At 31.0% G+C, this 13,484-nt stretch carries 12 protein-coding genes; 4 read left to right on the forward strand and 8 right to left on the reverse strand.

The genetic code is table 11. The features are described 5' to 3' along the window. Window positions 1-944 (forward strand): ABC transporter ATP-binding protein (locus ACFDSN_RS03510; RefSeq protein ID WP_375238444.1); only part of this gene is annotated, 944 nt, incomplete at its 5' end. Between the two features lie 132 nt (window positions 945-1,076). Next, window positions 1,077-1,289 (forward strand): hypothetical protein, encoded by a 213-nt coding sequence (locus tag ACFDSN_RS03515; protein ID WP_375238445.1) that lies wholly within the window; start codon window positions 1,077-1,079, stop codon window positions 1,287-1,289. Here the strand turns inward: ACFDSN_RS03515 and ACFDSN_RS03520 are convergent. The 7 genes from ACFDSN_RS03520 to ACFDSN_RS03550 all read right to left on the reverse strand — a co-directional run bounded on the left by ACFDSN_RS03520 (window position 1,261) and on the right by ACFDSN_RS03550 (window position 9,221). Continuing rightward, complete coding sequence (locus tag ACFDSN_RS03520) at window positions 1,261-1,722, reverse strand: 3-oxoacyl-ACP synthase (protein WP_375238446.1); 462 nt, start codon at window positions 1,720-1,722, stop codon at window positions 1,261-1,263. The genes ACFDSN_RS03515 and ACFDSN_RS03520 overlap by 29 nt on opposite strands. Then, window positions 1,712-2,410, reverse strand: coding sequence for a monofunctional biosynthetic peptidoglycan transglycosylase (gene mtgA / locus ACFDSN_RS03525; RefSeq protein WP_375238447.1), 699 nt, complete (start codon window positions 2,408-2,410; stop codon window positions 1,712-1,714). The genes ACFDSN_RS03520 and mtgA overlap by 11 nt, the downstream gene beginning before the upstream one ends. 7 nt (window positions 2,411-2,417) lie before the next feature. Continuing rightward, window positions 2,418-3,533 (reverse strand): NAD(P)/FAD-dependent oxidoreductase, encoded by a 1,116-nt coding sequence (locus ACFDSN_RS03530; protein WP_375238448.1) that lies wholly within the window; start codon window positions 3,531-3,533, stop codon window positions 2,418-2,420. Between the two features lie 76 nt (window positions 3,534-3,609). Further along, window positions 3,610-5,220, reverse strand: coding sequence for a S8 family peptidase (locus ACFDSN_RS03535; RefSeq protein ID WP_375238449.1), 1,611 nt, complete (start codon window positions 5,218-5,220; stop codon window positions 3,610-3,612). A 9-nt stretch (window positions 5,221-5,229) separates the two neighbouring features. After that, entirely contained in the window at window positions 5,230-6,090 is an 861-nt protein-coding gene (locus ACFDSN_RS03540; RefSeq protein WP_375238450.1) for an MBL fold metallo-hydrolase, read from the reverse strand. Between the two features lie 54 nt (window positions 6,091-6,144). Next, window positions 6,145-8,376: a SulP family inorganic anion transporter gene (locus ACFDSN_RS03545; protein ID WP_375238451.1), complete on the reverse strand. Its 2,232-nt coding sequence runs from the start codon at window positions 8,374-8,376 to the stop codon at window positions 6,145-6,147. Then, window positions 8,373-9,221 (reverse strand): universal stress protein, encoded by an 849-nt coding sequence (locus ACFDSN_RS03550; RefSeq protein WP_375238452.1) that lies wholly within the window; start codon window positions 9,219-9,221, stop codon window positions 8,373-8,375. The genes ACFDSN_RS03545 and ACFDSN_RS03550 overlap by 4 nt, the downstream gene beginning before the upstream one ends. A 152-nt stretch (window positions 9,222-9,373) precedes the next feature. Here ACFDSN_RS03550 and lpxD point away from each other — a divergent pair, with 152 nt between their 5' ends. Next, a complete protein-coding gene (gene lpxD / locus ACFDSN_RS03555) occupies window positions 9,374-10,366 on the forward strand; it encodes a UDP-3-O-(3-hydroxymyristoyl)glucosamine N-acyltransferase (RefSeq protein ID WP_375238453.1) in 993 nt (330 codons plus the stop codon). 68 nt (window positions 10,367-10,434) lie between these two features. Here the strand turns inward: lpxD and lepA are convergent, their stop codons facing one another. After that, window positions 10,435-12,231, reverse strand: a complete 1,797-nt coding sequence (gene lepA / locus ACFDSN_RS03560; protein WP_375238454.1) for a translation elongation factor 4 — start codon at window positions 12,229-12,231, stop codon at window positions 10,435-10,437. A gap of 162 nt (window positions 12,232-12,393) precedes the next feature. Here lepA and dusB point away from each other — a divergent pair, with 162 nt between their 5' ends. Further along, window positions 12,394-13,389, forward strand: coding sequence for a tRNA dihydrouridine synthase DusB (dusB, locus tag ACFDSN_RS03565; RefSeq protein ID WP_375238455.1), 996 nt, complete (start codon window positions 12,394-12,396; stop codon window positions 13,387-13,389). Window positions 13,390-13,484: the final 95 nt, after the last annotated feature.

Genomic DNA, 13,484 nt, shown 5'->3' on the forward strand with positions numbered 1-13,484 from the left:
CTTTTTACATTTTATATCTATTTTTAAAACCAATGTTAAAAGTTCAAAATCTTACTTTTTCTTACACAAAACAACCTGTTTTAACTAGTTTAAATTTTACAGTTAAACAAGGTGAACATTTAGCTCTTATTGGCGAAAGCGGTTGTGGAAAAAGCACACTTTTAGAACTCATTTATGGCGAATACGATTTAAATGAAGGACACATTTTTTGGAAAAAAATAGAAATATTAGGACCAAAACACAATTTAGTAGTTGGTTACGATTTTACGAAATACGTGTCACAAGAATTTGATTTAATGCCTTTTACTACGGTTGAAGAAAATATAGGGAAATTCTTATCTAATTTTTACCCTAAAGAAAAGAAGACACGTACTGCAGAACTTATAAAAGTAGTAGAATTAGAAGCTGTAGCAAAAACCAAAGTAAAATTACTAAGCGGCGGACAAAAACAACGTGTTGCTTTAGCTAGAGCTTTAGCTAAAGAACCCGAATTACTTTTATTAGACGAGCCTTTTAGCCATATAGATAACTTTAAAAAACAATCTTTAAGACGAAGTGTTTTTAGATATTTAAAGGAGAAGAATATCACTTGTATTGTTGCAACTCATGATAAAAATGATGTATTAGGTTTTGCAGATCAGATCATGTTTTTAAATAATAAGAAAATTGAAATTAAAGGCGATCCAAAAAATTTATATTCTAATCCAAAAACACCTTTAATTGCTTCATTTTTTGGAGAGTTTAATATTATAAATAATCAAATAATTTACGCGCATCAAATTAAAACTGTTGATAATTCTAACTTAAAAGCAGTTGTTTTAGAGTCTTATTTTAATGGTAGAAACTATTTAATAAAAGCAAAATTAAGTTCTGAAATTGTTTTTTTTGAGCATAATAAAACATTGCAAAAAAATGATTCCATTTGTTTAAAAATTAACCTTTAGTTCTATAGTTGTCTTTTTTGAAATGTTGCAGATACTTTTTCGTCTAATAGTTATCATAATTAGAAAAAAATGAAAAACACGCCAACAATCAAGCTTTTTGGTACACATAACTGTCATAAAACACAGTGTTATATGGCTTTCTTTGACAACATTAAAACACCTTATTTATTTTTGGATGTTTCAAACGAGAATAATACCGATGAATTGAGAAGGCTTTATACAAATAGAAGGCTTAATTTTCCAACAATTACCATTGGTGATAAAAAACTAAGAAATCCTAACGGTACTGATTTAAATAAGTGGATTACTAAATCAATTACAACACCTCAACAATATCAAAACTAGTTCCTCTAAAAGTAATAGTATCTCCTACTGTTTTACCAAGAAGTAATAATCCAATTGGTGTATTTGGAGAAATAGCATAAAAAGTGTCTTTTTCAAAAGTTAACTCACCAGAACTAATAGCTATAAAATAATTGGCTTTTGTTGTAATAACAACACTACCTAAGCCAATAATAGTTTTTGAAAAATACTCTGGATTTATTTTTGAAAGTGTGACTTGAATTTTTTGAATTTCTGAGAGTTGATTTCCAGATTTTTCACGTTCTAACTGCACCATTGCTCTTCCTGTTTCGTGCTTATCTCCTGCGCTACTTTTTGTTTCACTTTGTAAACTCTGCTGTAAGTCGTCTATTATAGTTTTAACAGTTTTTAAGCGCACATCTAAATTCTCTTTACACAATGCTAGTAGTTGAGTTTTTATGGCTTTATTTCTCATTTTTAACGTTCTTTTTTGGAAGTTTTAAAGGTCCATAATAATTCATTTGTTTAACAATCCAACTTTTTCTTTTAGAGATATAATTTGTTGCTGGATTGGCTTTATATGTTCTTGGATTTGGTAAAATAGAAGCAATTGCAGCTGCTTGATAATTATTTAATTTTTTAGCTGTGGTTTTAAACCAATATTGAGATGCTGCTTCTGCTCCGTAAACACCTTTTCCCATTTCTATACTGTTTAAATAAACTTCCAAAATGCGTTCCTTGCCCCAAATAAGCTCAATTAAAAACGTAAAGTAAGTTTCTAAACCTTTACGTAACCAACTTCTGTTTGGCCACAAAAAAACGTTTTTAGCAGTTTGTTGACTAATAGTGCTTCCGCCTCTTATACGTTTTCCTTTTTGGTTGTTTTTATAAGCTTTTTCTATGGCATTAATATCAAACCCATTATGATGCAAAAATTTTTGGTCTTCACTACAAATAACTGCTTTTTTTAAGTGGACTGATATATCTTTAAACTCAACCCAACTATGTTTAATAGATTTGGTTTTGCTGTCATCTTCCGCATAACGAATTAACATTAGTGGCGTATAAAAAACAGGAACAAATTTATAAACCACAACTAATCCTACAGTAAACACAACAAACCAAAAACAGCATTTTATAATAAAAGTAAAAAAACGTTTCATTCAAAAATTAATCTAATAAATCGGCTAATTCTTTACCAACTAAACTACCAATTGCAATTCCCATTCCGCCTAATCTAACACCACAAAACACGTTATTAGAAATTTGTTTTACAATAGGTTTTTTTTGAGAACCTACGCCCATAATTCCGCTCCAACGTAAATCTATTTCAAAATCAACTTTAGGTAAAATAGTAGTTTTTAAAAGTTCTTCTAGCTTATTTTGAATTAACGCTGTTTGGTTAAAACTAGTTGTTTCTTCAGCTTTAAAATCAAGATTTCGTCCGCCACCTAAAAGAATTCGATTATTAATATTTCTAAAATAATAGTACCCTTGTTCTAAATGAAATGTGCCTTTTACCTTTAAATCTTTTATTGGTTTAGTGATTAGCACCTGAGCTCTTGCAGGTTTTACGGTTTCGTTTAATAACTGTGATGCAAATCCGTTTGTTGCTACTAATACTTTTGATGCTTTTAAAGTGAAATGATTTGTTTTAATATCAACAGAATCGTTATTGTCTTCAAAAGCTTCAACTGAAATATTATTTAAAATCTTAATATCTTTTTTAATGGCTAGTTTCAGTAATGAATTCATCATTTTTCCGGTATCAATCTGTCCTTCAAATCGATTAAAAAACAACTGGTTATTTACGTTTTCAAACCCGAAAGCATTTTCAACTTCATTAAAAACGTCTTTCTTAAAAATAGGTTTTAAAATATGATTGATATGGTTTTTATGAAACTGACATTCTTCAAACAAGAAATTATCATTACTTGGAAATAGTTCATAGCCACCATAAGATTTATATTTCAGTTTTTTATCACCAACAGTTTCTCTTAACACGTGCAAACCTTTTAAACGTTGAATAACTAATTCTATAACCTCAGCTTCAGAATGTGTTTTTAAATCGTCGATAAGTTCTGTTAAACTTCCAAAACAAGCAAAACCTGCGTTTTTAGTACTTGCTCCTTGAGGTAAAACACCTTTTTCTAAAATTACAATCTTAGCTTTTGGTTGTTTTTTTCTTATTTGTAATGCGCAATTAAGCCCAACTATTCCGCTACCAACAATAGCATAGTCTATATCTGAAAGCCAATTTTTATGTTCCCAATAACTATAATTCATAACCACAAGAAACAAAAAAAAACCTTAATAGAAATAACTATTAAGGTTTTAAAATTATACGTTTTTTATATATGAATTATTGTATCATACTTGCCATAATTAAGGCGTTATATGCATTAACTATTTTACCAGATTTACATAACTCTGCAAATGGTCTAACATCTTCTCCATTACCACCAACAACTACTTTAGAGTGAATTGGAACTCCAGAATTTAAAATAACTTGCTTTACTTGTGCAGCTGTTAATTTTGGATATTGAGACCAAACTAATGCTGCAACTCCAGCAACTCCAGGAGAAGCCATACTTGTTCCACTAATAGATTTATATTCGTTTTCTGGAAATGTTGAATAAATTTGAGCTCCTGGAGCAAATACGTCTACATTTTTTTGACCATAATTAGAAAATCTAGCTACCATATCTGTTCCGTATTTTGGACCTAATGCACCAACACGGATATAAGTATTTGATATTTCTGCTCCACCAGTATTATCGTCTGGAAAATTAAGTCCTAAATCTACATCTTTACTATCATTTCCTGCTGCGTGTACAAAAATTACATTATTATCGCTTGCATATTTAATTGCATCTCTAACCCATTCACTTTGTTGAGAAAATGATTTACCAAAACTTCCGTTTATAATATTTGCACCATTATCTACTGCATAACGAATTCCTTTTGCAACATCTTTATCGTACTCATCTCCATTTGGTACTACACGAACACTCATTAATTCTGCGTTGTTTGCAATACCATTTGCTCCTATCCCATTATTTCGCTCAGCTAAAATAATTCCAGCTACGTGTGTTCCATGTGATTCAGATTTTTTGATTTGCTTTACATTTGCATTTCCATAACCAGGTTTATCGTTAAAATCGTTTGGATTATCTCCAGTTTTACGTCCTGAAAAGTCTGGGTTTAAATGTGTATTTAAACGCTCTACTATACCATCTAAAGCACCTTTTAACTCTTCTTTAGCTTGTTGTACACTTTCTAATCCAAAGCCATTCATTTGTGCCGCTACAGCTTTATGCTTTAATAAATCCTCATCTTTTGTATCAAGATTTTTTACTTCGTCGTTTGTATAATCGGCTTTACCAAAGTATTTAGTAAATGCAGCATCTGCATCTTTTAAAGCTGCATAGATTTGTTCGTAGCGTTGTTTTGTTGGTTCCATTTGTGCGCGATCTTTTTCTAAAGCTGCTTTAGCTTCAGCAAAACGATGTGCATTAGCATCTCCTGTTGCAACAATACGGGTCATTTCTAATTGCTCGTCGTAGGCTTCACCTAAAAAGTTCCATCCGTGAATATCATCGATGTAACCATTTTTATCATCATCAATTCCGTTTCCTGGAATCTCTTTACTATTTGTCCAAAGTACGCCATCTAAATCTTCATGATCAATGTCTATTCCTGAATCTATAACAGCAACTATAATTTTCTTACCTTTTTTGTCTTTTACTATTTCTGTATAAGCTTTATCTACACTCATTCCAGGAATAGTATCTTTTACTAGATCTAAATGTCCCCAATTGTGCTTTTCAGCTTCAGTTAATTCTTGTTCTTTAATTGGTGTGTTATCAATATTTGTAATTGGTGTTGATAAAATCTCTGTAGATCCACCACAACTTGATAAAATAGCTGCAACTACTGCAGAGAATAGGATTGGTTTGTTAATAAATTTCATAATATATATTTAGTTAAAAATGTCTTGACACGTAAAGGTTTCTTTTAATCTTACGCCTTTTTCAGTGTGTTTTACGGTTATAATTTCGTTATGTGCATCATGTTCTAAAAACAAATAAAATTCGTTATCTGCTGCCATATTTAAAAAACGCTCTTTTTCGTCTAAAGTTAGTAGTGGTCTTGTATCATATCCCATTACAAATGGTAGTGGTAAATTACCTACAGTTGGTAATAAATCTGCCATAAAGCAAATGGTTTTTCCTTTGTAATTAATCATTGGAATCATTTGTTTCTCTGTATGACCATTTGCAAAAAAAATATCAAATCCTAATGCTGAATTTTTTAAAATATCGTTATCAGGAACTTCAGTAAATTTTAATTGTCCACATTCCTCCATTGGTAAAATGTTTTCTTTTAAAAACGAAGCAACTTCGCGTCTATTAGGCTCTGTTGCCCATTTCCAGTGATTTTTATTAGACCAAAAATGTGCGTTTTTAAATGCCGGCTGTAAAACTGTACCGTCTTTATTATATTCTATACTTCCACCACAATGATCGAAGTGTAAATGCGTCATAAAAACATCTGTAATATCATCACGATGAAAACCTACTGCTTTTAATGATTTATCAATAGAATCGTCTCCATACAAATTATAGTGACCATAAAATTTATCAGACTGTTTGTTTCCCATTCCTGTATCGATTAAAGTTAATCGATTACCATCTTCTATTAATAAACATCGAGCAGCAATATCTATCATATTGTTACTGTCTGCAGGATTTGTTCTAGTCCATAAAGATTTAGGAACTACACCAAACATTGCACCACCATCTAATTTAAAATGTCCTGATTGAATAGGATATAATTTCATAATTTATGCAAATTATGAAATTATGAAAAGAATGATACTATTTTTTGGAATTTATTAACGTAAAAAAGGTTCTTTTTCACTTTCTATTACAGAATCAAGAATTAGGTCTCGTAATTGTTTTCCAAAATATAATAATGCTTTAATTTCTTTTAAACTTGCCACGCGTTCTTTAGAAAAAATAAGTAATGATTTTCCATTAGATTCAACATGATAATAAGGATTACTTTCGAAAAAGTGAACCAGCTCATTAGAAAAAAACTGCTTAATTTGCTGCGAGTTTTTACCTAATAAATAAAAACGCTTAGAGAAATCTGGATGTTTATCAACATTTATATCTGTATAACCTGCAAACGCATAAGCCTTTTCTAAAAAACCTTCTTTATCTAGTGTAAATTCAGGAATGTTTTTATATAAATCTAAATAAAACATCGTAGATCTAATGGTTTCTTTGGCAATAAACTCACCTTCAGAATATTCTAAATCGAAAATTTTAGCACCACATTTTTCGTCTAATAAATGATTATGTGAAAATCTTGTTTTTTTTGTTTTAAAATACTCAAATGGTTCTAAAAAATCCAAAGATTTATTCTTTTTAGATATATAGTTTAATTCAAAATCTTCTGCAAAAGCCTCTAAGCTATTTTGCCTTCTTGTTAAACTTTTCTTGATTATGTTAGGAACAGGCAACATCCGTTTTAAAGCGAATGGATGCTCGGTTTTACTATCATGCATATCCAAACCAATAATTTCAAAATGACCACCTTTTTTATGAAATGTATCTTGATAATTACTTAGGTTTTCCATAACCGTATCGTCTACAAACTCACACATAGAAAAATCTACAATAACATCTAAATGTTCTGGAATAGCATTAATACGTTCTTTTAATTTATAGAAATTTAAAAAACTACAAAAATGCTTTACACTTATAAAATAACTGTCGTTATTATCATGTTCTTGATACATTAAAACATTAGGTTTTAATATGTTTTTGGCAAACAAATTAAAACTTTTATTAACTAAAGTATGTAAAATAAACGTGGCAATTATCCCCGCTAAAATACCTTGAATTAAACCGATTAAAAGTGTTGTAAATAATGTAACAAAGAAAATTACCAATTGTCCTTTTCCAATGCGCAAAATTTTCCCTAATTGATTTGGGTTTGCAAGTTTGTAACCTGTATAAACTAAAATAGCCATTAAGGCAGGTAAAGGAATTCTTGTTAATTGTGTACTAAATAATACTATAAATAACACTAAAAAGAATGCGTGGAAAAAGTTAGAAGATCTATTACTTCCACCATTATTAACATTTACAGAACTTCTTGCTATTACGGTAACTACATTTAATCCACCTAAAAGCCCACTTGCAACTGTTGCTAGGCCTAAAGCTTTTAAGTCTTTATTTACATTAGAACGTCTTTTATCTACATCTAATTTATCTACTGCTTTAATACTTAATAACGATTCTATACTTGCTATTAAAGTCAATGAAACAACACTTAACCAAAAGGTTAAAGAATTAATTTTACTAAAATCTATACTAGGTAGTTCAGATATGATTTGATCTGCTGTCGGAATTCCAGAAATCATATATTCTTCTGCTATTGGATTTGGCAACTTTAAGACTAGTTCAAAATAATAACTTAAACCAATAGATAACATTACGATCCACATTGGAGCAGGTACTAATTGAAAATATTTATTTCTAATCTTAGAATAAAATATCATAATTAGCAAACTTAATACTCCTGCTAAAGCAGCATAAAGCAAGCTTCTATTTTCAAAATGAAATACGTTTATAATGGCATTAGGGATTTCTAATAGATAATCTACTGTAGTATCACGTTTTATTTTGTGCGCTACCATAATATGAAACTGTTTTCCAAGAATAATTAATCCAATAGCGGCTAACATTCCTTGTATAGCAGAGTTTGGAAAAAAATCTGCCAACTTCCCCATTCTAAGAAATCCTAAAATAAGCAATAAGGCTCCAGAACAAATTATTGCGGCATAAGCACTTTCTAATCCTAAAGTTGAAATAGCAACTAATAACACACCAACTAATCCATTTCCTGGACCGGTAATTGTAACATTACTTCCTCCAAGAATTGATACTATTATTCCACCAACAACTGCTGCAATTATTCCAGCGATTGGTGGTGCATCACTAGCCATAGCCAGACCTAAACCTAGAGGTAAAGCTATAAGGCTTACTACAAATCCTGAAAAAATATTTTTAGGTAAGCTTTTAAAAAAAATTACTATGTTGCTTTTTGGACTCATCTTACAATTAAAACATCGCTTGGTAATTCTGTTAAAATATATTCTATATCATGAGGGAAAATTCGATCCCAAAAAGTTAATTTTTTTGGTGCATTCATTACTAACAAATCAGCCCTTACCACTTCGGTATAATGACCAATACTATAGCCACTTGTTCCAAAAATTGGTTGAGATTTAATTTTTAAATTAGCTTTATAGTCTTCTGGAATGTTTTTTAAAATAGCATCTACTCGTTCTTCCTCAAGGCGCTTTAATTTTACTTTTTCGATGTTAGATTTCCTTAAAGATGTATCATCTTCAACGGTAATAGATAATTTTTGTTTAGAAATCTCTTCAACAATTGTTACACTTTTAGAGCCAAACTTATGTGCCATATATATAGCAGAAGTAACTGTCTGTTCTGTTTGCTTTTCGTCTAAACCATTAACCACAATGTGCTCACAAATTTCTCTGTTTACAGAAGGATGCGTTAGTAAAAGTATAGAACATTTCGCTTTTCTTGTAATCTTTCTGGCAATAGAGCCTAAATAGAAATTTACAAGCTTTTCCCGCTTTAAAGCCCCTAAAAGTAGTAGGTCTATTCTAGAGTCTTCAATAGTTTGCAAAATTACATCTACTGGTTTTCCTGGTTTAAATACAATTTCGAATTGTAAACCTTGTTCTTTATAAGGTTTTAATAGTGATTTAAATTTATTAGATTTCTCTTCAGAAAACTCACCAACATGTATTAATATTAATTTAGAATTTAGGTATAAACTTAATCTTGAGGCTTCATTAATATTAGCTTCAAGGTTTGGAGAAAAAGCCACTCCAATTCCAATAGTATTAAATAGGTTTAATGACAAATTTATTTTTTAAAAAAGTGAAGATAGTATTTTAGGTATAGAAAGCTAACTTAAAATTATAGAAACTTAATTGAATCTATAGTTTTTTTATTCTTTGATTCTTTTTTATATCACAAATACTATCTTAGTAAACTTAAAATATAAAAACATCTATGAAGTCCTTTTCAATTAATGAAATTAAAAACTTAGTAAATGGTAATCTGATTTTCGAAATAAACGAAGTTATTACAGGTTTAGAAACAGTAGACAATGCAACTATAGGACAAGCTACTTTTATAGGTCATAAAAAATTTGCTAAGAACTTTGAAAACTCAAAAGCTTCTGTTGTTATTGTTTCTGAAGGTATTGAATTAAAAGATAATCCTACTTGTGCACAAATAAAAGTTACAAACGCAGATTTAGCTATGGCTAAACTTTTGGAAGCTTTTTCTCCAGAAACACCAAGTTTTATTTCTAATATTAGCCCTGTTGCTGTAATTGATAAATCTGCTATTATTGGTAAGAATGTTAAAGTTGGTGCAGGTTGTTATGTTGGAAAAAACACAGTTGTTGAAGATAATGTAACTTTATATCCAAACGTAACTGTTTTTGACGATTGTAAAATTGGGCAAAATACTATAGTTTGGTCTGGAACAGTTATTAGAGAGCGAAGTGAAATTGGAGCTCATTGTATTTTTCATAACAACGTTAGTATTGGTGCAGATGGGTTTGGTTATAGACCAAGTGATGACGGAAGAAGTTTGGTTAAAATACCACATATTGGAAATGTAATTATAGGAAATAACGTAGAAATTGGTGCTAACTCTTGTGTAGATCGCGCTAAATTTAGTTCTACTATTATTGGCGATGGTTGTAAAATAGATAACCTAGTACAAATTGCACATAATTGCATTTTAGGACGATCTTGTATTATGGCCGGAAGTAGTGGTTTAGCTGGTTCTGTAACACTTGGCGATGGCGTTATTATTGGCGGAAGTGCTTCTATAAAAGACCACACCACAATACATTCTGGAGCTATAGTTGGTGCTGGATCTGGCGTTTTAGCCGATGTTCCTGCTGGTAAAACCGTTTTAGGTTATCCAGCAACAGATGCTAAGGAAAAAATGAAACAATGGGTTGCTTTACGTAAATTAGGTAGAGCTTAGTTTAATTTTATACTATCAAAAAAGCCTCAAATTAATTCTAATTTGAGGCTTTTTTGATTTCTTATTTCTTAATCATTAAGTTTTAATACTGCCATAAACGCTTGTTGTGGAATTTCTACATTACCAACTTGGCGCATACGCTTTTTACCTTTTTTCTGCTTTTCTAATAACTTACGTTTACGTGAAATATCTCCACCATAACATTTAGCCGTAACATCTTTACGTAATGCTTTTACGGTTTCTCTTGCTATAATTTTTGCTCCAATTGCTGCTTGAATTGGAATGTCAAACTGTTGTCTTGGAATTAATTCTTTTAATTTTTCGCACATTTTTTTTCCAATATTATGTGCATTATCTGCATGAATTAAAGCAGAAAGTGCATCTACAGATTGTGCATTTAATAATACATCTAAACGTACTAATTTAGAGGCTTTTAATCCAATTGGATGATAATCGAAAGAAGCATAACCTTTAGAAACCGTTTTTAAACGATCGTAAAAATCAAATACAATCTCTGCTAAAGGCATTTCAAATGTTAACTCTACACGTTCTGGTGTTAAATAGGTTTGATTCATAATCATTCCTCTTTTTTCAATACACAAACTCATAACATTACCAACAAAATCAGATTTTGTAATAATAGTAGCTTTAATATAAGGTTCTTCAACACGATTTAAACTAGATGGTTCTGGTAAATCACTTGGATTGTTTACAATAATAATATCATCTGGATATTTATGAGAAAACGCATGATAACTAACATTAGGAACTGTAGTAATCACGGTCATATCAAACTCACGTTCTAAACGTTCCTGGATAATTTCCATATGTAACATTCCTAAAAATCCACAACGAAAACCAAAACCTAACGCTGCTGAACTTTCTGGCTGAAACACCAAAGAAGCATCATTTAGCTGTAATTTTTCCATAGAATTACGAAGTTCTTCATAATCCTCTGTATCAACTGGATAAATTCCTGCAAAAACCATTGGTTTTACATCTTCAAAACCTGCAACTGCATTTGTTGTTGGATTAGCTGCATCTGTAATTGTATCTCCTACTTTTACTTCTTTAGCCTCTTTAATTCCTGTAATTAAATAACCAACATCTCCAGCTTTTATCTCTTTTTTTACAACTTGATTTAACTTTAAAGTCCCAACCTCATCTGCGCCATAAGTTTTACCTGTAGCAATAAATTTAATTTGTTGGTTCTTTTTTATTGTTCCGTTAATAACTCTAAAGTATGTTTCTACACCACGAAATGAATTGTAAACAGAATCAAATATTAATGCTTGTAATGGTTCATCTGGATTACCTTCTGGCGCGGGAACACGTTCTATAATAGCTTTTAAAATGTTTTCTACACCAAAGCCAGTTTTTCCACTTGCGTGAATAACTTCTTCTGGATCACAACCTAAAAGATCTACAATATCATCTGTAACCTCTTCAGGATTTGCACTTGGTAAATCTACTTTATTAAGAACAGGAATAATCTCCAGGTCATTTTCTAAAGCTAAATATAAATTAGAAATAGTTTGTGCCTGTATGCTTTGTGCAGCATCTACTATAAGTAATGCGCCTTCACAAGCGGCAATAGATCTAGAAACTTCGTAAGAAAAATCTACATGACCTGGCGTATCAATTAGATTTAAAATATAATCTTCACCTTCAAATTGATATTCCATTTGAATAGCGTGAGATTTTATGGTAATTCCACGTTCGCGTTCTAAGTCCATACTGTCTAATAACTGAGCTTGCTCTTCGCGAGCAGTTACAGTTCCTGTATGACCTAATAAACGATCGGCAAGTGTACTTTTTCCGTGGTCAATATGTGCAATAATGCAAAAATTTCTAATGTTCTTCATAGTCTTTCGTCTCTAAACAAGGTAGATATTGCAAATATAGTCGAAAAAACTATGGGTTTTGGGAAATTTGTTAGTACTTCTTTTGCTATGAAAGAATAAGATATTTCAATCAAAATTATCATTACATAAAAAAGCCCTAATTTTGCATAAAAATATTCAATTTTGGTAAAAATAGGCGACATAGAACTTCCTGATTTCCCTTTGCTTTTAGCTCCAATGGAAGATGTAAGCGATCCACCATTTAGAGCGTTGTGTAAAGAGCAAGGTGCTGATGTGGTTTATACGGAATTTGTAAGTAGTGAAGGTTTAATTCGAAATGCTGCAAAAAGTGTTATGAAGCTTGATATTTACGAAAAAGAGCGACCTGTTGGAATTCAAATTTTTGGAGCAAATTTAGATAGTATGCTTCAAACTATAGATATTGTTGCAGAATCTAAACCAGATATTATAGATATTAATTTTGGTTGTCCTGTAAAAAAGGTCGTAAGTAAAGGTGCTGGCGCTGGAATTCTAAAAGACATCTGCTTAATGGAACAATTAACTGCCGAAATGGTTAAGCGTACCAATATTCCAATTACGGTTAAAACACGTTTAGGTTGGGACGACGATTCAATTAAAATTGTTGAGGTTGCTGAGCGCTTACAAGATGTTGGCTGTAAAGCAATAGCTATTCACGGACGTACAAGAGCACAAATGTATAAAGGCGATGCTGATTGGAAACCTATTGCACAAGTAAAGAATAATCCAAGAATGCACATTCCTGTTTTTGGAAATGGAGATGTTACTAGCCCAGAACGTGCAGTGGAAATGAGAGATGATTATGGCTTAGATGGCTGCATGATTGGTAGGGCAACTATTGGAAATCCATGGTTCTTTAAACAAGTGAAACATTTTTTTAATACCGGCAAACATTTAGAGCCAATTACAATACAAGAACGTGTAGAAGCGGCCAGAAGGCATTTACAAATGGCTATAGATTGGAAAGGTGAAATCTTAGGTGTTTTTGAAACTAGAAGACATTACACAAATTATTTTAAAGGTATTCCGCATTTTAAAGAACATAGAATGAAAATGGTTACCAGCGATCATTCTGAAGATGTTTTTGCAGCTTTTGATACGGTTTTAAAAGAATTTGGTGATCATATATTTACAGAATAACAACTCATAATTCACTTAAATTGTAAAAAAAACCAGAACGTCTTAGTTCTGGTTTTTTTGGAAAAATTGCTTATTGTGTTACTACAATAATGTTG

The organism is Aurantibacter sp., assembly GCF_042094015.1.
Lineage (GTDB): Bacteria > Bacteroidota > Bacteroidia > Flavobacteriales > Flavobacteriaceae > Aurantibacter.

What these genes read in the sequence shown, in the direction of transcription:
- ACFDSN_RS03515 (WP_375238445.1), top strand. Translation starts at nt 1,077, where the DNA reads ATGGCTTTCTTTGACAACATTAAAACACCTTATTTATTTTTGGATGTT.
- ACFDSN_RS03520 (WP_375238446.1), bottom strand. Translation starts at nt 1,722, where the DNA reads ATGAGAAATAAAGCCATAAAAACTCAACTACTAGCATTGTGTAAAGAG.
- mtgA (WP_375238447.1), bottom strand. Translation starts at nt 2,410, where the DNA reads ATGAAACGTTTTTTTACTTTTATTATAAAATGCTGTTTTTGGTTTGTT.
- ACFDSN_RS03530 (WP_375238448.1), bottom strand. Translation starts at nt 3,533, where the DNA reads ATGAATTATAGTTATTGGGAACATAAAAATTGGCTTTCAGATATAGAC.
- ACFDSN_RS03535 (WP_375238449.1), bottom strand. Translation starts at nt 5,220, where the DNA reads ATGAAATTTATTAACAAACCAATCCTATTCTCTGCAGTAGTTGCAGCT.
- ACFDSN_RS03540 (WP_375238450.1), bottom strand. Translation starts at nt 6,090, where the DNA reads ATGAAATTATATCCTATTCAATCAGGACATTTTAAATTAGATGGTGGT.
- ACFDSN_RS03545 (WP_375238451.1), bottom strand. Translation starts at nt 8,376, where the DNA reads ATGAGTCCAAAAAGCAACATAGTAATTTTTTTTAAAAGCTTACCTAAA.
- lpxD (WP_375238453.1), top strand. Translation starts at nt 9,374, where the DNA reads ATGAAGTCCTTTTCAATTAATGAAATTAAAAACTTAGTAAATGGTAAT.
- lepA (WP_375238454.1), bottom strand. Translation starts at nt 12,231, where the DNA reads ATGAAGAACATTAGAAATTTTTGCATTATTGCACATATTGACCACGGA.